The following is a 25,823-nucleotide window of genomic DNA, read 5'->3' on the forward strand; positions in this document are numbered from 1 at the left end:
CTAATTTATTGGAATACATGAAAGTTTTTGAAAATTTTTATGTATTTCTAGCTAAGGAAGTAGGAAAAGTATGTATCCAGATGATAGTTTGACATTGCACACGGACTTGTACCAGATCAACATGATGCAGGTTTACTTTGACCAAGGGATTCACAACAAGAAGGCGGTCTTTGAGGTGTATTTCCGCCAACAGCCTTTTAAGAATGGCTATGCAGTTTTTGCAGGTTTGGAAAGAATTGTGAGCTATCTTGAAGACTTGCGTTTTTCAGATAGTGATATCGCCTACTTGGAGTCGCTTGGCTATCATGGGGCATTCTTGGACTATCTCCGCAATTTCAAGTTGGAGTTGACCGTTCGTTCTGCCCAAGAAGGGGACTTGGTTTTTGCTAATGAGCCAATTGTGCAGGTGGAAGGTCCTCTAGCCCAATGTCAATTGGTCGAAACGGCTCTTTTGAACATCGTCAACTACCAGACATTAGTGGCGACTAAGGCAGCTCGTATTCGTTCAGTCATTGAAGATGAACCTTTAATGGAGTTTGGGACACGTCGGGCTCAAGAAATGGATGCAGCTATCTGGGGAACACGCGCAGCGGTGATTGGTGGTGCCAATGGAACCAGCAACGTGCGCGCTGGTAAACTCTTTAATATTCCTGTTTTGGGGACCCATGCCCATGCCTTGGTACAGGTTTATGGTAACGACTATGAGGCCTTTAAGGCTTATGCTGCGACCCACAAAAATTGCGTCTTTCTTGTGGATACCTATGACACCCTTCGTATCGGTGTGCCAGCTGCCATTCAGGTGGCGCGTGAGCTGGGTGATCAGATTAACTTTATGGGTGTGCGGATTGACTCTGGGGATATTGCCTACATTTCTAAGAAAGTCCGTCAGCAATTGGACGAGGCTGGATTTACAGAGGCTAAGATTTATGCTTCAAATGATTTGGACGAAAATACCATCCTCAACCTCAAGATGCAAAAGGCCAAGATTGATGTCTGGGGTGTGGGAACCAAGCTGATTACAGCCTATGACCAGCCAGCTCTTGGGGCAGTTTATAAGATTGTTGCAATCGAAGATGAAAATGGGAACATGCGCAATACGATTAAGCTGTCAAATAATGCTGAAAAAGTGTCTACGCCAGGTAAGAAGCAGGTGTGGCGTATTACCAGTCGTGAAAAAGGCAAGTCAGAAGGCGACTACATCACTTATGACGGTGTGGATGTGAGCGACATGACAGAAATCAAGATGTTCCATCCGACTTATACCTACATCAAGAAGACCGTTCGTAATTTTGATGCCGTTCCTCTCTTGGTGGATATCTTTAAAGACGGGAAATTGATTTACAACTTGCCTAGCTTGACTGAGATTCAGGATTATGCTCGTAAGGAATTTGACAAGCTTTGGGATGAGTACAAGCGTGTGCTCAATCCGCAACACTATCCAGTGGATTTGGCGCGTGATGTATGGCAAGACAAGATGGACTTGATTGACAAGATGCGCAAGGAAGCCCTCGGTGAAGGAGAAGAAGAATGAGTTTGCAAGAAATGATTATCCAAGAATTGGGCGTGAAACCAGTGATTGATGCCCAGGAAGAAATCCGCCGTTCCATTGATTTCTTAAAAAGATACCTGAAAAAACATCCCTTCCTAAAAACCTTTGTACTAGGGATTTCTGGAGGACAAGACTCAACCTTAGCAGGACGTTTAGCTCAACTAGCTATGGAAGAACTGCGATCAGAAACGGGAGACGACAGCTACAAATTTATCGCTGTTCGCCTGCCATATGGAGTGCAAGCTGATGAAGCAGATGCTCAAAAAGCCTTATCATTCATCCAACCAGATGTCAGTTTAGTCGTCAATATCAAGGAATCAGCTGATGCCATGACAGCTGCAGTTGATGCGACAGGTAGTCCTGTTTCAGATTTTAACAAGGGCAATATCAAGGCTCGTTGCCGTATGATTGCTCAGTATGCCCTTGCTGGTTCCCATAGCGGAGCGGTCATTGGAACAGACCACGCTGCGGAAAATATCACAGGCTTCTTTACTAAGTTTGGTGATGGTGGTGCAGACATTCTCCCTCTTTACCGCCTCAATAAACGCCAAGGAAAACAACTCTTGAAGGTGCTTGGTGCAGACCCAGCCCTTTATGAAAAAATCCCAACGGCAGACCTAGAAGAAGATAAACCAGGTCTAGCTGACGAAGTAGCCCTCGGAGTCACCTATGCAGAGATTGACGACTACCTAGAAGGCAAAACAATCAGCCCAGAAGCTCAAGCAAGAATCGAAAACTGGTGGCACAAAGGCCAACACAAACGCCACCTACCAATCACCGTATTTGATGATTTTTGGGAGTAAAAACCTCCAGTGGAGGTTTTTACCCTGAGCCTAGAAATGAGAAAGCGAAGAAGGTCCGGGGGACCTTTTTAGCCCGAGCCTAGAAATAAGAAAACGAGGTAACATTATGAAAGCAATTGGTACGCAAATGATACAGACAGAACGTTTGATTTTGAGAAGATTTGTGGAGAGTGATGCGGAAGCCATGTTTCAAAATTGGGCTTCGTCTCCTGAGAATCTGACCTATGTCACCTGGGATCCTCATCCTGATGTTGAAGTGACTCGGAACTCGATTCGAAATTGGGTTTCATACTATACCAATCCCAACTATTACAAATGGGCTATTTGTCTCAAAGAAAATCCTGGGCAAGTGATAGGAGATATCAGTATCGTTGAAATGGATGAGATTGACTCTAGCTGTGAAATTGGGTATATTTTAGGAAAAAATTATTGGGGTCGTGGTATGATGACGGAGGCCTTGAAAGCTGTGTTAGACTTTTGTTTTACTCAAGCAGGCTTTCAAAAGGTCAGAGCTCGTTATGCCAGTCTTAACCCAGCTTCAGGCCGTGTGATGGAGAAGGCTGGAATGTCCTATCTAAAAACTATTGCCAATGGTGTGGAGAGAAAAGACTACGTTGCGGACCTTATTTATTATCAGATAAGTAGGGAAGACTAGTGAAATTTCTTTTCAGTTTCCATCAAAGTCAGACTTTGTCTGGCTTTTTTACATAACCTGATTAAATTCCTATTTTTCCCTATCATTATCCCTGTTTTTTCTGGAGTTTTGAGGATATAATAGTCCTATCAAATCAAAGAATGGAGGAAGGCAATGGATAATATTATCTTTTTTATCAGTGTTTTTCTTGCTGGAATTCTCTCCTTCTTTTCTCCTTGTATCTTACCCTTATTACCGGTCTATGCAGGGGTCTTGTTGGATGATAAAGATGGTGCTCAGGCTTCTAGCGGCAAATTTTCAATCTCAATTGTTAGTTTATTGAGAACTCTAGCTTTCATAGCGGGGATTTCCTTTATCTTTATCCTACTGGGGTATGGAGCTGGCTTTTTAGGAAACCTTTTGTATGCCTCTTGGTTTCAGTATGTGACGGGTGCGGTGATCATTCTCTTAGGCTTGCACCAGATGGAAGTCTTACATTTGAAGGGACTCTACAAGGAAAGAAGGCTACAATTACAGAGACAGGGGCAAAAGGGGAATGGCTATAGTCAGGCATTTTTACTGGGGTTGACTTTTAGTTTTGCTTGGACGCCTTGTGTAGGGCCGGTTCTTGGTTCTGTTTTGGCCTTGGCGGCTTCAGGTGGCTCAGGTGCTTGGCAGGGAGCTGGTCTCATGTTGGTGTACACGTTAGGTTTGGCGCTACCATTCTTGGTTCTAGCCCTAGCCTCCAGCTATGTTTTGAAACATTTCCGAAAACTCCATCCCTACCTCGGAACCCTCAAAAAAGTGGGTGGTTTCCTCATTATCGTGATGGGAATCTTGGTGCTTTTGGGAAATGCTTCCATTTTGACTACATTATTTGAATAGAGAGGAAGAAGAAATGAAAAAATGGCAAACATGTCTCCTTGGAGTCGGCTCAATCTGTTGCTTGGCAGCCTGTTCGGCTAAAAATATGTCAGACGAATCTACTATGAAGGAGCAAACAAAAACAGAACAAGTCAGTTCACAAACTGCGACTAAAGGTCAGGCGGTTGCTGATTTCGAACTGACGGGAGTAGATGGCAAGACTTACCGTTTATCTGATTATAAGGGCAAGAAAGTCTATCTCAAATTCTGGGCTTCTTGGTGTTCCATCTGTCTAGCCAGTCTTCCAGATACCGATGAAATTGCTAAGGATGCTGGTGATGACTATGTAGTTTTGACAGTGGTGTCTCCTGGACATAAGGGGGAACAAGCAGAAGCAGACTTTAAGAACTGGTACAAGGGCTTGGATTATAAACATTTCCCAGTTCTAATTGACCCATCAGGTAAACTTTTAGAAAGTTATGGTGTTCGTTCTTATCCAACTCAAGCCTTTATAGACAAGGAAGGCAAGCTGGTCAAAACGCAACCTGGTTTTATGGATAAGGATATGATTTTAAAAACATTGAAAGAAATGGGGTAGAGAAAGGTCATGAATGATAAAATAAAATTGTTTGTCTTGGCAGGAATCTTTTTCCTAGCCATAACCGGTTTCTATTTTCTATTGATGCGAAATGCAGGGCAGACAGATAGCTCGCAAATTGAGAAAGCATCAGTTAGCCAAGGAGGAAAAACAGTGAAAAAAATAGAAGTTAGTAAAGATGCAGACTTGCACGAAATTTATCTAGCTGGGGGATGTTTCTGGGGAGTTGAGGAATATTTCTCACGCGTTCCCGGTGTGACCGATGCCGTATCAGGCTATGCAAATGGTAGAGGGGAAACAACCAAGTACGAATTGATTAACCAAACAGGTCATGCGGAGACTGTCCATGTTACCTATGATGCCAAGCAAATTTCCCTTAAGGAAATCCTGCTTCATTATTTCCGCATTATCAATCCAACCAGCAAAAATAAACAAGGAAATGATGTGGGAACCCAGTACCGTACCGGTGTTTATTACACAGATAACAAGGATTTAGAGGTAATCAACCAAGTCTTTGATGAGGTAGCGAAGAAATACGATCAACCTCTAGCAGTTGAAAAGGAGGCCTTGAAGAATTTTGTGGTGGCTGAGGACTATCACCAAGACTATCTCAAGAAAAATCCAAATGGCTACTGCCATATCAATGTCAATCAGGCGGCTTATCCTGTCATTGATGCCAGCAAATATCCCAAACCAAGTGATGAAGAATTGAAAAAGACCTTGTCGCCTGAGGAGTATGCAGTTACCCAGAAAAATCAAACAGAACGAGCTTTTTCAAACCGCTACTGGGATAAATTTGAATCTGGTATCTATGTGGATGTAGCAACTGGTGAACCTCTCTTTTCATCAAAGGACAAGTTTGAGTCTGGTTGTGGCTGGCCTAGTTTTACCCAACCAATCAGTCCAGATGTTGCCACCTACAAGGAAGATAAGTCCTACAATATGACACGCATGGAAGTGCGGAGCCGAGTGGGAGATTCTCACCTTGGCCATGTCTTTACGGATGGACCACAGGACAAGGGTGGCTTGCGCTACTGTATCAATAGTCTCTCTATCCGCTTTATTCCCAAAGACCAAATGGAAGAAAAAGGCTATGCTTATTTACTAGATTATGTTGATTAAGAGGTCTTTCCTAAGCAGTTAGCGGAGAATTTTGCTATACTGATACTAGTAAGTGACAAAGGAGAGAAGCATGACCTACACAATCTTAATCGTAGAAGATGAATATCTGGTAAGACAAGGCTTGACCAAGCTGGTCAATGTAGCAGCCTACGATATGGAAATCATCGGTCAAGCTGAAAATGGAAGGCAGGCTTGGGAATTGATACAAAAGCAGGTGCCAGATATCATTTTAACCGATATCAACATGCCTCAGCTAAATGGCATCCAGTTGGCCAGTCTGGTCCGAGAAACCTATCCTCAGATTCATCTAGTTTTTTTGACAGGCTACGATGATTTTGATTATGCCTTGTCTGCTGTCAAACTCGGTGTGGATGACTACCTGCTTAAGCCTTTTTCTCGTCAGGATATTGAGGAAATGCTGGGGAAAATCAAGCAAAAGTTGGACAAGGAAGAAAAAGAAGAGCAGTTACAAGATTTATTAACCGATAAGTTTGAAGGAAACATGGCCCAGAAAATCCAGTCTCATCTAGCTGATAGTCAATTTAGTTTAAAGAGCTTGGCCAGTGACTTGGGCTTTAGCCCGACTTATCTGAGTTCTTTGATTAAGAAAGAGTTGGGCCTGCCTTTTCAGGATTATTTGGTGCGAGAACGTGTCAAACAAGCCAAGCTCTTGCTTTTAACTACAGATCTGAAGATTTATGAGATCGCAGAGAAGGTTGGTTTTGAAGATATGAACTATTTTACCCAACGCTTTAAGCAGATTGCAGGTGTGACACCTCGTCAGTTTAAGAAGGGGGAAGGTCGATGAAGCGTTCTTCTCTCCTAGTCAGAATGGTTATTTCCATCTTTCTGGTCTTTCTCATTCTCCTAGCTCTAGTTGGGACTTTCTACTATCAATCTAGTTCTTCAGCTATTGAGGCTACTATTGAGGGCAATAGCCAAACGACTATCAGTCAGACTAGCCACTTTATCCAGTCTTATATCAAAAAATTAGAAACCACCTCGACTAGTTTGACCCAGCAGACGGATGTCCTAGCCTATGCTGATAATCCCATTCAAGACAAGGTCAAGGGAATTCGAGATTTGTTTTTGACCATCTTAAAGTCAGACCAGGACTTGAAAACGGTAGTCCTGGTCACCAAATCAGGTCAGGTTATTTCTACAGATGACAGTGTGCAGATGAAAACTTCCTCTGATATGATGGCTGAGGATTGGTATCAAAAGGCTATTCATCAGGGAGCCACGCCAGTTTTGACTCCAGCTCGTAAATCAGATAGTCAGTGGGTCATTTCTGTCACTCAGGAACTTGTTGATGCAAAGGGAGCTAATCTGGGCGTGCTTCGTTTGGATATTTCTTATGAAACTCTGGAAGCCTATCTTAACCAGCTTCAGTTGGGTCAGCAAGGCTTTGCCTTTATCATCAATGAAAACCATGAATTTGTTTACCATCCTCAACACACAGTCTATAGCTCAGCTAGCGAAATGGAGGCCATGAAACCCTATATCGAGACAGGGCAGGGTTATACTCCAGATCACAAATCCTACGTCAGTCAGGAAAGGATTGCTGGAACTGATTGGACGGTGCTTGGGGTGTCTTCGCTGGAGAAGTTAGAGCAAGTTCGGAGTCAGCTCATGTGGACCTTGCTTGGAGCCAGTTTCACCTCTCTTCTTGCCTGTCTCTGTTTGGTGTGGCTTAGTCTTAAACGCTGGATTGCTCCTATGAATGACTTGAGAGAAACCATGCTGGAGATTGCTTCTGGTAATCAGAATCTTCGTGCCAAGGAAACTGGTGCCCATGAACTGAGAGAAGTGACTCGCCAATTTAATGCCATGTTGGATCAGATTGATCAGCTGATGGCAGATGTGCGCAGGCAGGAAGAAACAACCCGTCAGTACCAACTTCAAGCTCTATCCAGCCAGATTAATCCGCATTTCCTCTATAACACTTTGGACACCATCATCTGGATGGCTGAATTTCAGGACAGTCAGCGAGTGGTGCAGGTGACCAAGTCCTTGGCAACCTATTTCCGCTTGGCTCTCAATCAGGGGAAGGATTTGATTTGCCTGTCTGACGAAATCAACCATGTCCGCCAGTATCTCTTTATCCAGAAACAACGCTATGGAGATAAGCTGGAATACGAAATTGATGAAAATCCTGCCTTTGATAATTTAGTCTTGCCCAAGTTGGTGTTACAACCCTTGGTAGAAAATGCTCTTTACCATGGCATTAAGGAAAAGGAAGGTCAAGGACATATTAGAGTTTCTGTCCAGAAACAGGATTCGGGCTTGGTCATCCGTATTGAAGATGATGGAGTTGGCTTCCAAGATGCTGGCGATAGTAGTCAAAGTCAACTCAAACGTGGGGGAGTTGGTCTGAAAAATGTTGGCCAACGGCTCAAACTTCATTTTGGAGAAGATTACCAGATGAAGATCGATTCTATTCCCTCAAAAGGGACGACAGTTGAAATATACATAAATAGAATAGAAACTAGCTAACTCCCAGTCAATTCTGGGAGTTTTATGCAGGTTGGAGTAAGATTTTCAGGTTGTCTATCTTGCTAAAACGTAGAAAAAACGATATGATAGATAGTGACAAAAGAGGTATCAAGTATGAAGGAAAAAGACATTCAAAGAGAAACAAGCCAAATTGTAAAAGATGTATTAGAAAAGGCCAATTTGAAGCAAGGATCTATCTTTGTTTTGGGCCTTTCTTCTAGTGAAGTGATAGGTGGTCAGATTGGTAAGGAATCCAGCCAAGAAATTGGGGAAATTATTGTGAAGACCATCCTAGATATCTTAGAGGAAAAAGGAATTCATCTAGCTGTTCAAGGTTGTGAACATGTCAATCGGGCCCTCGTCGTTGAACGTCAGGTGGCAGAACAGTTTGGTCTGGAAATAGTTAGTGTCCTTCCTACTCTTCATGCAGGAGGTTCGGGTCAATTGGCAGCCTTCAAGTTTATGCAGGATCCAGTTGAGGTTGAATTTATCAAGGCTCATGCTGGATTGGATATCGGAGACACTGCAATTGGCATGCATGTCAAGCATGTTCAGGTTCCGATTCGCCCTCTTTTGAGAGAGATTGGTCATGCCCACGTAACGGCATTGGCTAGTCGTCCAAAATTAATTGGAGGTGCGCGTGCGCATTATCCACAAGATTCTATTAGAAAGTCGTGAAAATGAGAAAAACAAAACAGCAACTAGAAAAAATCACAAAATATTCAATTCGTAAGCTAACTGTTGGGGTAGGTCCTGTAGCCATCGGAGCCTTCCTTTTTGGAGCCAGTGCCCTTTCAGTAGATAAGGTTCAAGCCAATGAAGTTGGCAGTGCTCATAGTGTTCATTACCGTTATTTGGCGGAGCAGGAATTGACCGAGTCTGAAAAAGCCCTGATTCACCATGAGGTTCCTACAGAATTTCAAGATGATGATATTCTTTATGTAGTTTATCGTAAGAAGGCAACTAACAGTCAACAACTTCCATACACAGGAAGTAAGGAACTAGCCTTGGCAGGTCTTGGTTTGGCAACGGCCTCACTAGCAGTCTTTTTGGTGTCCAAAAAAGGTCGCAAAGAGGTTCTAGGTGTTCTCTTGATTGGTTCTTTAGGAGCTAGCACCTTTGTGCCTTACGGGACATTTGCATTTGAAAATAAAGAATTACTTTCTTATAACCAAACTATTTCAGCCTCTACACATGAAGGTTTGGCTGAAGGGATTATCCACATTGATGGCTATGAATACATCGGATACTTCAAGGAAGCAGAACTCCATCCATCAAGACCAGCTTCAGCTGAGAAGTCTCAGTTGCCAGTAGAAAAGCAAAATGCAAATGAAATCGAGAAAACAGAAGTCGTTCAAGAAAGACCTGCTGTCACTCCTGAACCTGTCGTTGAGAAATCTGTCGTCGAGAATCCAGTTGCCCCTGCTGTTGAAGAAAAACCAGTTTCTGCGAATCCTCAGACAAGACTGGAAGAGAGCTTGGTAGAGATTCCGTTTGAAACAGTCACAAGTCCAGATGCGAATCTAGCAGAAGGACAGACTCGTATCGTCACAGCCGGAGTAAATGGTCAGCGTCGAATTGTAACCAAAGTTTCAATGGTCAATGGTCAAGAAGTTAGAGAAGTCATTGAAGACCAAGTTGTTCAAAATCCTGTGTCGCAAGTCATTGCAGTCGGAACTAAGAAAGAGGTGCAACCTGCTCCAACTCCAGTACCACAAGCTGAACCAAGCCACCAAGTAGCTAAAGGAACCCAAGAGGCAGGCAAAGAAGGTCAAGCACTAACACAACCGAAACTACCAGAAGCTATAGTAGAGTCTAAAGGAACTCAAGAGGCAGGTAAGGAAGGTCAAGCTTTAACGCAACCGGAATTACCAGAGGCTAAAGTAGAGTCTAAAGGAACTCAAGAGGTAGGTAAGGAAGGTCAAGCACTAACACAACCGGAACTACCAGAGGCTAAAGTAGAGTCTAAAGGAACTCAAGAGGTAGGTAAGGAAGGTCAATCCTTAACTCAACCCGAACTGCCAGAGGCTCCAGTTGAAGCGAAAGGTACCCAAGAGGAAGGTAAAACTGGTCAAGCCCTTGTACAAGATCAGTTACCTGAGTACAAAGTAACTGAGGGAACCCTTGTTGAAACATCAACTACAGACTTAGACTACAAAACTGAAACTACTGAGGACCCAACCAAGTACACGGATGAAGAAACTGTCGTAAGAAATGGTGAAAAAGGTAGTCAAGTTACTAAAACAACTTATAAAACAGTAGAAGGTGTTAAAACGGACCAAGTTCTTTCAACTAGCACAGAAGTTACCAAGGAACCTGTAAACCAACAGGTAAGTCGTGGGATAAAACCAATTGAAGGAACTCTGGTAGAAGAAAGTCTTGAAAAGATTCCATTTAAGGAAGTTGTTAAAGAAGATGACCAACTGAAAAAAGGCTTAGAAGTTGTAGCTCAAGAAGGTAAAGAGGGTCAGAAAAAAATTACCAAGACCTTTAATACCATTAAAGGAGTTAAAACAGAAGACGCTCCAAAAGTTACAGAGGAAATCCTTGAGGCACCTCAAGACAAAATTTTGAAACGTGGTACCAAGACTTTTGAAAAACCAGTATTGACTATCACAGCAGTTGAACCTAAGGATTTGAAGCGTACTTCAGATGTTAAATATAGTCTAGAAAATCCAAGCAAGGCAGCCATTAAATCTATCACCTTAACTCTGAAAAAAGGTGATGAGATTGTGAAAACATTGAATGTTTCACCAGACGACCTGACAACTACCTTGACAGATTTGCAGTACTACAAGGATTATAAACTTGAAACTAAGATGGTTTATGACCGTGGTGAGGGTGATGAGGAAGAAGTTCTGAAGGAAGAACCGCTAAGACTTGACCTCAAAAAAGTTGAAATCAAAAACATCAAAGAAACAAGCTTGATGAGTGTGGATGCTGACGGTAACGAAACAGATACTAGTTTGCTGACAGAAAAACCAACTGATGTTGCTCCACTTTACCTACGAGTGACCACTCATGATAACAAAATAACAAGACTTGCTATTGACAAGATTGAAGAAGTAGAAAAAGACGGAAAAACTCTATACAAAGTCACTGCCAAAGCACCAGATTTGATTCAACGTAATGCGGATAACACACTTAGCGAAGAGTATGTTCATTACTTTGAAAAACAAAAATTAAAAGAAGGTAATGTTTACTATAACTTCAACGAGCTTGTAAAAGATATGCAAGCGAATCCTACTGGCGAGTTTAAACTTGGCGCAGATCTAAATGCAGCGAACGTTAAACCAGCAGGAAAATCTTATGTTACTAATGCTTTCAAAGGAACATTAACAAGCACTGACGGTAATAAATTTACCATTAGCAATATGAACAGACCTTTATTCGGTGATATTGTCGGTGGTACGGTAAAAGATTTACTACTTGAAAATGTAAATATCGACATGTCAGGGACTGATAGGATTGCACCACTAGCGAATGTTATCAAAAATAATGCCACTGTAGAGAATATTAAAGTAACAGGTAACGTTGTTGGTAATAATGATGTATCTGGTGTTATCAATAAAATTGATGGTAGTGGAAAATTAAGTAATGTTGCATTTATCGGTAAAGTACACGCTGCTGGAAATCGAGGTGGTTATTTAACAGGTATCGTCGGTGAAAACTGGAAGGGTATTGTAGAAAAAGCTTATGTTGATGCTGAAATCACAGGTAACAAAGCTAAAGCTGCCGGAATTGTATATTCATCTCAAAACGGTGGTAACAACAATACTTTAGGTAAAGAAGGTACTCTTCGAAACTCTGTAGCAAAAGGCTCTATTGAACTCAAAGAAGCAGTTATGTCTGGTGGATTGCTAGGAACTAACTGGGCACTAGGTGCTATAGAAGACAACATCACTATGATGAAAGTTAAGACTGGTGAAATGGTCTTTGGTCACTCTGATATTGATGCTGATGATTACTTTACATACTCTAGAACGAAGCGCAACTTCAGTGTTGAGGGTGTAAGTGAAGGTAAAACAACTTATAATAATTCTAAAAAAATTCCTAGCATAACTAAAGAAAAAGCTGATGAATTAATCGCTAAAATGGGAATCACTGCTGATAAATTCGAAAGCACACTTCCTGTTGAAGACAAACTGAACAATATTGTAAGTAAAGCTAATCAATACAAAAATATCGATGATTACGATGCATCTCGTGAGCTTGCTTACCGTAACATCGAAAAACTTCAACCGTTCTACAATAAAGAATGGATTGTAAATCAAGGTAATAAATTAGCTGCTGATAGTCCATTAATGACTAAAGAAGTCTTGTCTGTTACGGCGATGAAAGGCAATGACTTTGTCACAGACCTTACAGATGCTGACCACATTTTTGTCCACTACGCAGATAAGACAAAAGATATCTTTACAATTTCACCGAAAGAATCTAAAGTTAAGCAAGTGAAAGAATATAGTGTCGCTGAGCTTGGTGAAGTTGTTTACACACCAAACATTGTTGTTAAAGATCGTGCAGATTTAATCAGCGCTATTGAAAGTAAGTTAAGTCCGGTTGAATTGCAATCTGATCCGATTTACCAACACTTGGGCAGAACTGGTGGCAACAAAGTCAATGCAATTAAGGACTTGTACTTAGAAGAAAGCTTCAAGTACGTTAAAGATAATCTTACTCAATTTGTTACGAAGTTAGTAGAAAATGAAGATCACCAGCTTAACACTGATGAAGCTGCAAAACGTGCCTTGATTAAGAAAATTGATGACAATAAGGCTGCCGTTCTTCTTGGATTATCTTACCTAAATCGTTACTACGGCGTTAAATTCGATGACTTTAACATTAAAGAATTAATGCTATTCAAACCTGATTTCTACGGTAAGAATGTTAATGTGTTAGACTTCTTGATTAAGGTTGGTTCTAAAGAAAGTAACATTAAAGGTGATAGAACTTTAGAAGCTTATCGCGAAACGATCGGTGGAGTTATTGGTATAGGCGAGTTAAATAGTTTCTTAGACTATAATATGCGTCTCTTCACAAGTGATACAGACTTAAACGATTGGTTTATAAAAGCAACTAAAGATAATGTATATATCGTTGAACCTAAAACAACAACTCCTGAGTTTGCTGATAAGAAACACAGAGCCTATGAAGGATTGAATAATGATGTTCACGGTAAAATGATTCTGCCACTTCTGAATTTAAAAGATGCACATATGTTCTTAATCTCAACATATAACACTATGGCTTACAGTTCATTTGAAAAATACGGTAAGAATACTGCCGAAGAACGCGAAGCATTCAAAGCTGAAATCAATAAAGTCGCTAAAGGTCAACAAAATTACCTAGACTTCTGGTCTCGTCTATCATTAGATAAAGTTCGTAACCAACTGCTTAAGAGCAATAACATGGTTCCAACTCCTGTGTTAGATAACCAAAACTATAAAGGAATCAGCACAGATAAATACGGACATACGAATAGCGGTAAGGATGTAGCGCCTATCCGTGAATTGTACGGACCAACAGGTCGTTACCATGCTACTGACTGGCGTATGGGAGCTGTAGCTCGTATCTACGGTAATCCTTATAAGGATGATTCAGTCTTCTTCATGGTTACTGATATGATTAGTGACTTTGGTATCTCAGCCTTCACTCACGAAACGACTCACGTAAATGACCGTATGGTTTACCTAGGTGGTTCAAGACACCGTGAAGGTACTGACCTAGAAGCATTTGCACAAGGTATGTTGCAATCACCTGCTGAAACAAGTCCAAACGGTGACTTCAAAGCACTTGGATTAAACATGGCATATGAACGTCCAAATGACGGAAACCAATGGTATAATACTAATCCAAACGACCTTACTTCTCGAGCTGAAATTGATCATTACATGAAAGGTTTCAATGATACGCTTATGCTTCTTGATTATCTTGAAGGAGAAGCTGTAATTGATAAACACGATAAAGCACTAAACAACGCTTGGTTCAAGAAAGTTGCTAAAAAACTACGTAACGCTAATACGAAGAACCAATACGATGAGGTTCGTGATTTGAATGCAGAAGAAAAAGAATATAACTTAACTTCTGTTAACGACCTAGTAGATAAGAACTTCATGACCAAACACGGTCCTGGTAATGGTACTTATGACCCAACTGGATTTGGCTCTGCCTATGTAACGGTGCCTATCACTGCTGGTATCTATGGTGGTAATACAAGTGAAGGAGCTCCAGGCTCTATGTCATTCAAACATAACACATTCCGTATGTGGGGTTACTTTGGATATGAAAAAGGCTTCTTAAATTATGCTTCTAACATGTTGAAAAATGAGTCTAAAAAAGCTGGTCATGCTACTCTAGGTGATGACTTTATCATTAAGAAAGTTTCTGATGGTAAATTTAATACTCTAGAAGATTGGAAGAAAGAATACTTCAAAGAAGTTGTTGATAAAGCGAAAGCAGGATTTAACCCTGTTACAATTGACGGTACTACATACAGTAGTTACGAAGACTTGAAGAATGCATTTGCTGCAGCTGTTGATAAAGATAAAGCTACTCTAAATAATGGTTCAGTTAAATTTGATAATACTGTATCACTTAAAGAAAAACTCTTCAAGAAACTTCTTCAACAAACAAATAGCTTTAAAACTTCAATCTTTAAATAATCGAAACCTCTCATCTGCTTTGCGGATGAGGGTTTTCTTATTTTATGCTATACTTAAGGTATGCATAGAAAAACAGTGATTGATTTTAGGGATTTGGGGGAGAGATACACTTTTACCCAGCCTATCAAAGAGTTAAAAACCAGAGATTTGGCAGAAGTGGCAGACTTGCTGGCACAAGTGGAAAGTTACCAAGAGCAGGGCTACTATGTGGTGGGCTATGTCAGCTACGAGGCTGCACCTGCTTTTGAGGAGAAATTAGCAGTTCATAAAGCTCCTTTATTGGCAGAGTACCTGCTTTATTTTACAGTTCATGATAGGGTAGAAACATCCCCTATTCCTCTGACTTATGATGAGGTTGATTTGCCTTCAAATTGGCAGGAAGTGACGTCCTCAGAGGATTATGAAAAGGCGATTGCTCAGATTCACCATCATTTGCGGCAGGGTGACACCTATCAGGTCAACTACACTGTCCAACTCAAACAGGACTTGAGTGCCGATCCTTTTGCCATTTACAATCGTATGGTGGTAGAGCAGGAGGCGGGCTACAATGCCTATGTTGAACATGACGAGATGGCAGTGATTTCCATGAGTCCAGAGCTCTTTTTTGAGCAAAATGACCGTGAGTTGACAACGCGACCAATGAAGGGAACGACTCAGCGTGGGGTAACTGACCATGAAGACTTAGAGCAGGCTAGTTGGTTGGAGCAGGATCCTAAAAATCGCTCTGAAAACATGATGATTGTGGACCTCTTGCGCAATGATATGAACCGTATTTCTGAAGTGGGCAGTGAGCATGTGGAGCGTCTGTGTCAGGTAGAGCAGTATTCAACTGTTTGGCAGATGACTTCGACCATCAAGAGTCAGTTGCGAGAGGATGTTGACCTTGTTGAAATCTTTCGCTCACTCTTTCCTTGCGGATCCATAACGGGCGCTCCGAAAATTGCGACTATGGAGATTATCAAGGACTTGGAGCCACAACCGCGCGGAGTCTACTGTGGAACGATTGGTCTTTTACTTCCAAATGGGAGACGAATTTTTAATGTTGCTATTCGGACTATTCAACTGTATCAAGGGAAAGCCATCTATGGAGTTGGCGGAGGAATTACATGGGATAGCACCTGGGAGTCTGAATACCGTGAAGTTCATCAAAAGGCGGCTGTTCTCTATCGTAAACAAGCTCGTTTCAAACTGATTACGACTGGGAAAATCAGCCATAAGAATCTGCTGTTTGAAGAACAACATCTAGAAAGGCTGAGTACAGCTAGTCGCTATTTTGCTTATCCTTTTGATGCAGAAGACTTGAAACAAAAGATAAAGGAAGAGTGTCAGGCTTGTGACATTAATCAAGACTTCCGCTTGCGAATTAGCCTTAGCAAGTCTGGAGAGATAGAAGTCAATCGTCAAGTATTAACATCCCTCAGTACAAGCTTTTGTCAGTCCCAACTCTGTCTTCAGGAAGCGGATTTGCAACAAGCATTTACCTATTTCAAAACGACTCACCGACCGCATTTGAGATTAGGGGAACAAGAGAAAATTTACCATAATACAAGAGGAGAATTGCTTGAACTCTCTATCGGAAATTTGGTTCTGAAAATCGATGAGAAACTTTACACACCGCCTATCCGACTTGGAATCTTGCCAGGAATTTATCGCCAGTATTTACTAGAAACAGGAGAGGTAGAAGAGAAAGTTTTGACCTTAAAAGACTTAGCCCAAGCAGAAGCTATTTACGCCTGTAATGCAGTGAGAGGCTTGTATGAATTAAGCCTAGAGGAGAACTAGATGAAACAGGTATTTTTACACGGGTTAGGGCAGTCAGCAGAGTCTTGGAAAGAGGTTCGGAATCTACTGACAGATTATCCTTCTGAGGCTATCGAGTTATTTTCTTCTGAAGTTAACAGCTATCAAAAAGTCAAGGAGCGAGTTTATCAGCGCCTAGCTCAAGAGACAGAACCTTTTGTTTTGATTGGATTGTCCTTAGGTGCTGCACTTGCATTAGAGCTGTCAAGTTACGATTTGCCAAATCTTCAGGCCTTGGTTTTATCAGGTTGTCCATTGAAACTAGCGGGCAATATCCCTTTTTACATTCAGTTGCTGATGTTTAAATTGCTGCCTAAGAGGATATTTGAGAAACAGGGAGCAGATAAATCGCTTCTGGTTGGAGTTTCTGAGGAATTAAAAACACTTGATTTAAGGGAGATTGCAAAGAATTGTCCCTATCCAACTTTGTTAATTTGTGGTAGTCAGGATAAGCCAAATCTTAGTTCAATGAAAGCTATTCAAGAACTGATGTCAAATTCCCAGTTCCAGATTATCCCTGACGGTTCTCATGTTCTGAATAGAGCAAAACCAAAGGAGTTTGTAGAAAAGACCAGAAGTTTCCTTGAATTGCTGAAATAAGTTTGATAAAATAATATTGAAAACGATATCATAATTATAGGAGAAAGAAATGAACAAACGTCTATTTTTAAAAATGAGTCTGGCTACCTTGCCAGTTTTAGCCTTGTTTTCACAGCCTGTGTTAGCAGAAGAAAACATTCATTTTTCTAGCTGTAAGGAAGCTTGGGCAAATGGATACTCGGATATTCATGAGGGAGAACCGGGATATTCTGCCAAGTTAGATCGCGATCATGATGGTGTGGCTTGCGAATTGAAGAATGCTCCTAAGGGTGCTTTTAAAGCAAAACAATCAGCTGCGGCTCAAAACAATACAAGTTCAGCAACAACAAGTGGTTGGGTTAAGCAGGACGGCGCTTGGTATTACTTTGATGGAAATGGCAATCCAGTGAAAAATGCTTGGCAGGGAAGCTATTACCTGAAAGCTGATGGTAAAATGGCACAGAGCGAATGGATTTATGACTCTTCTTATCAAGCTTGGTATTATTTGAAATCAGATGGTTCTTATGCAAAAAATGCATGGCAAGGAGCTTACTACCTTAAGTCAAACGGTAAAATGGCACAAGGTGAGTGGGTTTATGACTCTTCTTATCAAGCCTGGTATTACTTGAAATCAGATGGTTCATACGCTCGCAATGCATGGCAAGGAAACTACTATTTGAAATCAGATGGCAAAATGGCTAAAAATGAGCGAGTTGATGGAGGACGTTATTATTTAGATGCTTCAGGTCTCTGGAAACCATAAATCAGATAAAATTTAGAAAGTTAATGCAAACCTTTGCACAAACGATTAGTTTTTGTTATACTAATACTGTAAGCATTTTCAGTTAATTCATAATGAAAAAGGAGAATATGATGAGTCAAAAGATTATTGGGATTGACCTTGGTGGAACTTCTATCAAATTTGCAATCTTGACAACAGCAGGAGAAATCCAAGAAAAATGGTCTATCAAGACCAACATTTTGGATGAGGGAAGTCATATCGTAGATGATATGATTGAGTCTATTCAACATCGTTTGGACTTGCTTGGATTGGCAGCAGCGGACTTCCAAGGTATTGGAATGGGATCACCAGGTGTGGTTGACCGTGAAAAAGGAACTGTTATCGGGGCCTACAACCTCAACTGGAAAACCCTTCAACCAATTAAAGAAAAGATTGAAAAAGCCTTGGGCATTCCATTTTTTATCGATAATGATGCCAACGTAGCTGCTCTTGGTGAACGTTGGATGGGTGCTGGTGATAACCAACCAGATGTTGTCTTTATGACACTCGGCACAGGTGTTGGTGGCGGTATCGTCGCTGAAGGCAAATTGCTTCACGGTGTTGCTGGTGCAGCAGGTGAACTTGGTCACATCACTGTTGACTTTGACCAACCAATCGCATGTACTTGCGGTAAGAAAGGCTGTCTTGAGACAGTGGCTTCAGCAACAGGTATTGTCAACTTGACTCGTCGTTACGCAGATGAATACGAAGGCGATGCAGAATTGAAACGTTTGATCGACGACGGTGAAGAAGTAACAGCTAAAACTGTCTTTGACTTGGCAAAAGAAGGAGACGACCTTGCTTTAATCGTTTACCGCAACTTCTCACGTTACTTGGGTATTGCATGTGCCAACATCGGTTCAATCCTTAATCCATCAACAATCGTTATCGGTGGTGGTGTGTCAGCTGCGGGAGAATTCCTTCTACAAGGTGTTCAAAAAGTCTACGATGAAAATACCTTCCCACAAGTGCGCACATCAACAAAATTGGCTCTTGCAACTCTAGGAAATGACGCTGGAGTTATTGGAGCAGCATCACTTGTATTGCAATAAAATAAAAAAGGAGAAAATTGCTTTCCATAAGCGAGTGATTTTCCTCCTTTCTTTTTTTATGCTATACTAGTTAGGAAATAAATGAGGTGAGAGTAAATGACAAAAGCAGATACTATTTTTAAAGAAAATATTGAACGAATCCTCAAAGACGGTGTCTTTTCAGAGCAAGCACGTCCTAAGTATAAGGATGGGACTGTTGCTAACTCCAAGTATGTAACTGGTGCCTTTGCCGAGTATGACTTGGCAAAGGGCGAATTCCCCATCACAACCTTGCGTCCTATCGCCATCAAATCAGCTATCAAAGAAGTTCTCTGGATCTACCAAGACCAGTCTAATAGCCTAGAAGTGCTTAATGATAAGTACAATGTCCACTACTGGAATGACTGGGAAGTGGGGGATACAGGAACCATAGGTGAGCGCTATGGGGCAGTTGTTAAGAAACACGACATCATCAATAAGATTCTCAAACAGTTGGAAGCCAACCCTTGGAACCGTCGCAATATTATCTCTCTCTGGGATTATCAAGCTTTCGAAGAAACAGAAGGGCTGCTCCCGTGCGCCTTTCAGACCATGTTTGATGTCCGCCGTGTAGATGGGGAAATCTATTTGGATGCAACCTTGACTCAGCGTTCGAATGACATGCTGGTGGCCCACCACATCAATGCTATGCAGTACGTAGCTCTTCAAATGATGATTGCCAAGCATTTCGGCTGGAAGGTTGGAAAGTTCTTCTACTTTATCAACAACCTCCATATCTATGACAATCAATTTGAACAAGCTCAGGAATTGCTCCGCCGTGAGCCGTCAAACTGTCAACCACATTTGGTTTTAAATGTGCCAGATAAGACTAATTTCTTTGATATCAAAGCAGAAGATTTTGAGTTGGTGGATTATGACCCTGTCAAACCACAGTTAAAGTTTGACCTGGCTATTTAATACTCTTCGAAAATCTCTTCAAACCACGTCAGCGTCGCTTCATCAACAACCTCAAAACCATGTTTTGAGCTGACTTCGTCAGTTCTATCCACAACCTCAAAGCAGTGCTTTGAGCAACCTGCGGCTAGCTTCCTAGTTTGCTCTTTGATTTTCATTGAGTATAAAAAAATAGAAAAAAAGAAGTTGAGATAATGAATCCCAACTTCTTTTGTTTCTTAACGTGATACACGGCGGCGAGCTGCTTTTTTACGATTTTCTTCGATGAAAGCTGCTTTTTGCTCTTCTGGTTCAATCACTTTCTTTTTGAATGCGTATACTGCACCTGCAACCGCAGCGACAGTTCCTGCGACACCTGTTACAAGACCTTTAGCGAATCCTTTAGCCATGAGTCTTCCTCCTTTATATTCTCAATCAGCCAGCCTCCTCAAGAGGTCACATTTTTCTGACTGACCTTTTTGTGTTATAATAATAGTAACGAAAAAATGGGAATTTTTCAAGGAAAAAAGATGAAAACAAAAATAATTGTGATTGTTGGACCGACTGCTGTTGGAAAAACAGCCCTTGCCATTGAAGTGGCCAAGCGTTTTAATGGCGAAGTGGTTAGTGGAGATAGCCAGCAAGTCTATCGAGGACTTGATATTGGGACGGCCAAGGCTAGTCCAGAAGAGCAGGCAGCTGTTCCTCATCATTTAATTGATGTTAGAGAGGTAACCGAGTCTTACTCGGCTTTTGATTTTGTTTCAGAAGCTAAGATGGCTATTGAGGACATTCACAGTCGTGGCAAGCTAGCTATTATTGCTGGTGGTACTGGACTTTATATCCAGAGCTTGCTAGAAGGTTATCACCTGGGTGGGGAGACTCCCCATGAGGAGATTTTGGACTATCGAGCTAGTTTGGAGCCATATTCAGATGAGGAATTAGCTCATCTTGTGGCGCAAGCAGGCCTTGAAATTCCTCAGTTTAATCGTCGTCGTGCTATGCGTGCCTTGGAAATTGCCCATTTTGGTCAGGATTTGGAAAATCAAGAGACCTTGTATGAACCGCTGATTATCTGCTTGAACGATGAGCGCAGTCAGCTTTATGAGCGTATCAATCGCCGAGTAGATCTGATGTTTGAGGCTGGGCTTTTGGATGAGGCCAAGTGGCTCTTTGATCATTACCCTGATGTGCAGGCTGCTAAAGGAATTGGCTACAAGGAACTCTTTCCCTATTTCCGTGGAGAGCAAACCTTGGAAGAAGCCAGTGAGAGTCTCAAACAGGCTACCCGTCGTTTTGCCAAGCGTCAGTTGACCTGGTTCCGTAATCGCATGCAGATCACCTTTTATCAGATTGGAGAAGCTGGTGTGCAAGACCGCATTTTAAGCCAGATAGAGGAGTTTTTAGATGATTGAAACGGAGAAAAAAGAGGAACGCGTCTTGTTGATTGGTGTGGAATTGCAGGGCATGGACAATTTTGACCTCTCTATGGAAGAATTGGCCAGTCTAGCCAAGACAGCTGGTGCCGTCGTAGTCGATAGTTACAGACAAAAACGTGAAAAATATGATTCCAAGACCTTTGTTGGCTCTGGAAAGTTAGAAGAAATTGCGCTCATGGTCGATGCAGAAGAAATCACCACTGTCATCGTCAACAACCGTTTAACTCCACGGCAAAATGTCAATCTAGAGGAAGTTCTGGGTGTTAAGGTCATTGACCGTATGCAGTTGATTTTGGATATCTTTGCCATGCGGGCTCGAAGCCATGAAGGGAAACTCCAAGTCCACCTAGCCCAGCTCAAATATCTCTTGCCCCGCTTGGTTGGTCAGGGAATTATGCTCAGCCGTCAGGCAGGGGGAATTGGTTCCCGTGGACCTGGTGAAAGCCAGCTGGAGCTGAACCGTCGTAGCGTTCGCAACCAAATCACAGATATCGAGCGTCAGCTCAAGGTGATTGAGAAAAATCGGGCGACTGTCAGAGAAAAACGTCTGGAGTCCAGCACCTTTAAGATTGGTTTGATTGGTTATACCAATGCTGGGAAATCAACTATCATGAACACCTTGACCAGTAAGACCCAGTATGAGGCTGACGAGCTCTTTGCGACTCTGGACGCGACGACTAAGAGTATCCATCTGGGGGGGAATCTCCAAGTAACTTTGACAGATACCGTTGGCTTTATCCAAGATTTGCCGACAGAGTTGGTGTCCAGTTTTAAGTCAACCTTAGAAGAAAGCAAGCATGTGGACCTTCTGGTTCATGTCATTGATGCCAGCAATCCTTACCACGAGGAGCATGAAAAAACAGTCCTGTCCATCATAAAAGACTTGGATATGGAAGATATTCCTCGTCTGACACTTTATAATAAAGCGGATTTGGTGGAGGATTTCACGCCTACCCTAACGCCTTATGCCCTCATTTCTGCCAAGTCTGAGGATAGTCGTGAGAATTTGCAGGCACTATTTTTAGAGAAAATCAAGGATATTTTTGAATCTTTTACCCTGCGCGTGCCTTTTTCAAAATCTTACAAGATTCATGATTTAGAAAGTGTTGCGATTCTTGAAGAACGTGATTATCAGGAAGACGGCGAAGTGATTACAGGCTACATTTCTGAGAAAAACAAATGGAGGTTAGAAGAATTTTATGACTGATATTAAAACGATGGCTCTAAAGTATGGAGGTTATACAAGCCTAGATAAGGTTTACTTAGATCAACTTCTAGCTGGTAAAACAAATCAAGAGCAGTTGGCACTGATCACTCCTCCGCCTAGCGTGGTCAATGCTTACTTTGCAGAACTCTACCAGAAAAAGAGTCCTGAGGCTGCGACGGATTATTTTGCGGAACTCAGTCAGGAACTGAATCTTTACAATGTTGAACCAAGTTTCACCATAGAAAATAAGCCTTTTGTTCGGCTTAATCTGTCTGGTAAATCCTTTGGTTTTTGCTATGAAAGTGAGGGACTCGGTCGGATTTTCTCTGAAAATAAAGAGGTAATCTCGGATGACTTGCTCTTTGAAATTGCACAAATTTTCCCTCATCAGCTAGTCTTTGAGGAGTCTGGAAGGATTTACATGAAGGCTGTCGGGGACGAGGAAGTTGTTAGCGTGGAGAGTCTCACAGCTCTGACTGATTTGGAAAGCTTGGCTGATGGTCGCAAGCGTCTTAAAGGTTACAGCCAAGAGGAGTTATTACAAGAAGCTACTGCTTTTTCTGGCAAGCGCTATTTCCGATCGGAAAACCGCACAGCCATGTTATATATTGATTAATTAGAAAGTATCGAATGGATATTCAATTTTTAGGAACGGGGGCAGGTCAGCCCTCTAAAGCCCGCAATGTCTCCAGTCTCGCCCTGAAACTCTTGGACGAGATTAACGAAGTCTGGCTCTTTGACTGTGGAGAAGGTACGCAAAATCGCATTCTTGAAACCACGATTCGACCACGTAAGGTCAGCAAAATCTTTATCACCCATCTGCATGGAGACCACATTTTTGGCTTGCCTGGTTTCCTTTCTAGCCGTGCCTTTCAAGCCAATGAAGAGCAGACAGATTTGGAAATTTATGGACCTCAAGGAATCAAGTCATTTGTCTTAACCAGCCTTCGTGTGTCAGGTTCGCGCCTGCCTTACCGTATTCATTTTCATGAGTTTGACCAAGATTCTTTAGGAAAAATCCTTGAGACCGATAAATTCACGGTGTATGCAGAGGAGTTGGATCATACTATTTTCTGTGTTGGCTATCGTGTCATTCAAAAGGACTTGGAAGGAACGCTAGATGCTGAAAAACTCAAGGCGGCAGGTGTCCCATTTGGCCCACTTTTTGGAAAAATTAAAAACGGTCAGGACGTTGTTTTGGAAGACGGAACTGAAATCAAGGCAGCAGACTATATCTCAGCTCCACGTCCAGGTAAAATTATCACTATTCTGGGTGACACCCGCAAAACCAATGCCAGTGTGCGTCTAGCTATCAATGCTGATGTCCTGGTCCATGAATCGACTTATGGAAAGGGCGATGAAAAAATTGCTCGTAACCATGGTCACTCAACCAACATGCAGGCGGCGGAGGTCGCAGTAGAAGCAGGTGCCAAACGCCTCTTGCTCAACCATATCAGTGCTCGTTTTCTCTCAAAAGATATCAGCAAGCTCAAAAAAGACGCTGCTAGTGTTTTTGAAAATGTCCATGTGGTCAAAGACTTGGAAGAAGTGGAAATCTAAAAGATTGAGAAAGGATAAGTATGCCTACTATTCTCATTACCGGAGCTAGCGGTGGCCTAGCCCAAGAAATGGTCAAACTCCTGCCAAATGACCAACTCATCTTGCTTGGTAGAAATAAGGAAAAATTAGCTCAACTCTATGGAAACCATCCCCATGCAGAATTGATGGAAATCGATATTACCGATGACTCAGCCTTAGAAACTCTGGTAGCAGACCTCTATCTCCGCTATGGCAAGATTGATGTCTTGATTAACAACGCTGGTTACGGTATTTTGGAGGAATTTGACCAGATTTCTGACCAATATATTCACCAGATGTTCGAGGTCAATACTTTTGCCCTGATGAATCTATCTCGACACCTTGCGACTCGTATGAAGGAAAGCCGAAAAGGTCATATCATCAATATCGTCAGTATGGCAGGTTTGATAGCGACTGCTAAGTCCAGTCTTTACTCAGCTACCAAATTTGCGGCTATTGGTTTTTCAAATGCCTTACGCCTCGAACTTATGCCCTATGGAGTATATGTGACAACAGTCAATCCAGGACCAATCCGTACAGGATTTTTTGACCAGGCCGATCCAGATGGAACCTATCTCAAATCGGTTGACCGCTTCCTGCTGGAACCAGATGCAGTGGCTAAAAAAATTGTTAAGATTATAGGTAAAAACAAACGCGAACTCAATCTCCCAGTTTTGTTGAACCTAGCCCATAAGTTTTATACTCTCTTTCCCAAGCTAGCTGATAAGTTGGCAGGGGGAATCTTTAATTATAAATAAAAAGAACCAATGTGCAGGTTATTGCTAGCCTACATATTGGTTCTTATCATTTCTCAACTATCAAACTGAACTTCTTCTAGTAGATAGTCGATAAAGCGTTCGCCCATCTTAGACAGGCTGGTTTTTTCATGCTGGATATAGACCAGCTCGATTGGGTCATCAATGTCCAGTGGGATAGAAACGATATTGTCTCCGTTAAGGTTGCTGTTCAAAATCCCTGTCGCAATGGTATAACCATCCAAACCAATCAAGAGATTAAAGAGGGTGGCACGGTCACTGACCACGATGGATTTTTTGTGGTATTCCTGCGAGAGAATCTCTTCAGAGAAGTAGAAGGAGTTGTGCGTCCCTTGGTCATAACTCAGATAAGGGAAGTTTTCCAAATCAGATAGTTTCACCTTGTCTTTCTTAGCTAGAGGATTGGTCTTGCTGACAAAGATATGCGGTTGGGCTGTAAAGAGATGGTGAGCCAGGAGGTGGTTGTCATCCAGCATTTTGGTTAAAACATCACGGTTGTAGCTGTTAAAAAATAGGACACCGACCTCACTACGGAAGTTCTTGACGTCGTCGATAATCTCCCAAGTACGAGTTTCACGAAGGAAGAGCTCGTATTTCTCCATATCACTTTTCTTGAGTAGCGATACAAAGGCATTGACCACAAAGGCATAGTGTTGAGACGAAACGCTAAAGAGTTCGCGGTGGGCAACAGGATTTTTATAGCGTTCCTCCAGAAGCTGAGTTTGCTCGACAACCTGACGTGCATAAGAGAGAAACTCCATCCCATCACGGGTCAAGGTGATTCCCTTGGGATTGCGGATAAAGATCTCAATACCCATTTCATTTTCCAAATCTCTCACAGCATTGGAAAGACTCGGCTGGGTGATAAAGAGTTGCTTGGCTGCCTCATTCATGGAGCCAGTTTCGACGATTTTGATAATATAATGTAATTGTTGAATTCTCATGTTTTTATTGTACCACACTTGCGTCAG

General features: G+C 41.9%; 22 protein-coding genes and 1 pseudogene. 20 read left to right on the top strand and 3 right to left on the bottom strand.

What is annotated here, in order from left to right:
* Positions 1–70: 70 nt before the first annotated feature.
* The 15 genes and pseudogenes from O3601_RS06150 (at position 71) to O3601_RS06220 (ending at position 19,876) form a co-directional block, all read left to right on the top strand.
* Positions 71–1,531, top strand: a complete 1,461-nt coding sequence (locus O3601_RS06150; RefSeq protein ID WP_371471766.1) for a nicotinate phosphoribosyltransferase — start codon at positions 71–73, stop codon at positions 1,529–1,531.
* On the top strand, positions 1,528–2,352 hold the full coding sequence (gene nadE / locus O3601_RS06155) for an ammonia-dependent NAD(+) synthetase (protein WP_265529402.1): 825 nt from the start codon (positions 1,528–1,530) through the stop codon (positions 2,350–2,352). Before O3601_RS06150 ends, nadE begins: the two co-directional genes overlap by 4 nt.
* 106 nt (positions 2,353–2,458) lie before the next feature.
* Complete coding sequence (locus tag O3601_RS06160; RefSeq protein ID WP_265529399.1) at positions 2,459–3,007, top strand: GNAT family N-acetyltransferase; 549 nt, start codon at positions 2,459–2,461, stop codon at positions 3,005–3,007.
* Between the two features lie 153 nt (positions 3,008–3,160).
* The gene (gene ccdA2, locus O3601_RS06165; RefSeq protein WP_265529397.1) at positions 3,161–3,871 is read left to right on the top strand and encodes a thiol-disulfide oxidoreductase-associated membrane protein CcdA2; all 711 of its coding nucleotides are present in this window, start codon (positions 3,161–3,163) and stop codon (positions 3,869–3,871) included.
* Between the two features lie 13 nt (positions 3,872–3,884).
* Positions 3,885–4,448 (top strand): redoxin family protein, encoded by a 564-nt coding sequence (locus tag O3601_RS06170; RefSeq protein ID WP_265529395.1) that lies wholly within the window; start codon positions 3,885–3,887, stop codon positions 4,446–4,448.
* 9 nt (positions 4,449–4,457) lie between these two features.
* Complete coding sequence (gene msrB / locus O3601_RS06175) at positions 4,458–5,570, top strand: peptide-methionine (R)-S-oxide reductase MsrB (protein ID WP_265529393.1); 1,113 nt, start codon at positions 4,458–4,460, stop codon at positions 5,568–5,570.
* A 70-nt stretch (positions 5,571–5,640) separates the two neighbouring features.
* Positions 5,641–6,378, top strand: a complete 738-nt coding sequence (locus tag O3601_RS06180) for a response regulator transcription factor (protein WP_261059230.1) — start codon at positions 5,641–5,643, stop codon at positions 6,376–6,378.
* Positions 6,375–8,066 (top strand): sensor histidine kinase, encoded by a 1,692-nt coding sequence (locus tag O3601_RS06185; RefSeq protein ID WP_265529390.1) that lies wholly within the window; start codon positions 6,375–6,377, stop codon positions 8,064–8,066. Before O3601_RS06180 ends, O3601_RS06185 begins: the two co-directional genes overlap by 4 nt.
* Before the next feature lie 114 nt (positions 8,067–8,180).
* Positions 8,181–8,744: a TIGR01440 family protein gene (locus O3601_RS06190; protein ID WP_000659517.1), complete on the top strand. Its 564-nt coding sequence runs from the start codon at positions 8,181–8,183 to the stop codon at positions 8,742–8,744.
* A 2-nt stretch (positions 8,745–8,746) separates the two neighbouring features.
* Positions 8,747–14,728 carry a ZmpA/ZmpB/ZmpC family metallo-endopeptidase gene (locus O3601_RS06195; RefSeq protein WP_371471771.1) on the top strand — a complete coding sequence of 1,994 codons (5,982 nt, stop codon included), beginning with the start codon at positions 8,747–8,749 and terminating at the stop codon, positions 14,726–14,728.
* A gap of 60 nt (positions 14,729–14,788) precedes the next feature.
* Positions 14,789–16,510, top strand: coding sequence for an aminodeoxychorismate synthase component I (pabB, locus tag O3601_RS06200; RefSeq protein ID WP_371471773.1), 1,722 nt, complete (start codon positions 14,789–14,791; stop codon positions 16,508–16,510).
* Positions 16,511–17,128, top strand: coding sequence for an alpha/beta fold hydrolase (locus O3601_RS06205; RefSeq protein ID WP_371471776.1), 618 nt, complete (start codon positions 16,511–16,513; stop codon positions 17,126–17,128).
* A gap of 49 nt (positions 17,129–17,177) precedes the next feature.
* Positions 17,178–17,864 (top strand): annotated as a pseudogene (locus O3601_RS06210) (excalibur calcium-binding domain-containing protein); the annotation flags it as partial.
* 116 nt (positions 17,865–17,980) lie between these two features.
* Positions 17,981–18,940: an ROK family glucokinase gene (locus O3601_RS06215; RefSeq protein WP_371471778.1), complete on the top strand. Its 960-nt coding sequence runs from the start codon at positions 17,981–17,983 to the stop codon at positions 18,938–18,940.
* Positions 18,941–19,036: 96 nt separating this feature from the next.
* The gene (locus O3601_RS06220) at positions 19,037–19,876 is read left to right on the top strand and encodes a thymidylate synthase (protein WP_371471780.1); all 840 of its coding nucleotides are present in this window, start codon (positions 19,037–19,039) and stop codon (positions 19,874–19,876) included.
* Here O3601_RS06220 and O3601_RS06225 read toward each other — a convergent pair.
* Positions 19,873–20,031 (bottom strand): hypothetical protein, encoded by a 159-nt coding sequence (locus tag O3601_RS06225; protein ID WP_371471783.1) that lies wholly within the window; start codon positions 20,029–20,031, stop codon positions 19,873–19,875. The genes O3601_RS06220 and O3601_RS06225 overlap by 4 nt on opposite strands.
* Before the next feature lie 60 nt (positions 20,032–20,091).
* Positions 20,092–20,262, bottom strand: coding sequence for a DUF3042 family protein (locus O3601_RS06230; protein WP_001051780.1), 171 nt, complete (start codon positions 20,260–20,262; stop codon positions 20,092–20,094).
* Between the two features lie 120 nt (positions 20,263–20,382).
* On the opposite strand from O3601_RS06230, the gene miaA reads away from it, so the two are divergent.
* The 5 genes from miaA to O3601_RS06255 are packed head-to-tail and all read left to right on the top strand — an operon-like array spanning position 20,383 to position 24,834.
* On the top strand, positions 20,383–21,267 hold the full coding sequence (gene miaA, locus O3601_RS06235; protein WP_265529383.1) for a tRNA (adenosine(37)-N6)-dimethylallyltransferase MiaA: 885 nt from the start codon (positions 20,383–20,385) through the stop codon (positions 21,265–21,267).
* Entirely contained in the window at positions 21,260–22,498 is a 1,239-nt protein-coding gene (gene hflX, locus O3601_RS06240) for a GTPase HflX (RefSeq protein WP_265529381.1), read from the top strand. The genes miaA and hflX overlap by 8 nt, the downstream gene beginning before the upstream one ends.
* The gene (locus O3601_RS06245) at positions 22,491–23,114 is read left to right on the top strand and encodes a cystathionine beta-lyase (protein ID WP_265529379.1); all 624 of its coding nucleotides are present in this window, start codon (positions 22,491–22,493) and stop codon (positions 23,112–23,114) included. Before hflX ends, O3601_RS06245 begins: the two co-directional genes overlap by 8 nt.
* 14 nt (positions 23,115–23,128) lie before the next feature.
* Positions 23,129–24,058 (top strand): ribonuclease Z, encoded by a 930-nt coding sequence (gene rnz / locus O3601_RS06250; RefSeq protein WP_371471811.1) that lies wholly within the window; start codon positions 23,129–23,131, stop codon positions 24,056–24,058.
* A gap of 20 nt (positions 24,059–24,078) precedes the next feature.
* Entirely contained in the window at positions 24,079–24,834 is a 756-nt protein-coding gene (locus O3601_RS06255; protein ID WP_371471814.1) for an SDR family NAD(P)-dependent oxidoreductase, read from the top strand.
* 53 nt (positions 24,835–24,887) lie between these two features.
* Here the strand turns inward: O3601_RS06255 and O3601_RS06260 are convergent, their stop codons facing one another.
* Positions 24,888–25,796 (bottom strand): LysR family transcriptional regulator, encoded by a 909-nt coding sequence (locus tag O3601_RS06260; protein ID WP_001222582.1) that lies wholly within the window; start codon positions 25,794–25,796, stop codon positions 24,888–24,890.
* Positions 25,797–25,823: the final 27 nt, after the last annotated feature.

This window comes from Streptococcus sp. 20925_1_69, from assembly GCF_041432365.1.
Lineage (GTDB): Bacteria > Bacillota > Bacilli > Lactobacillales > Streptococcaceae > Streptococcus.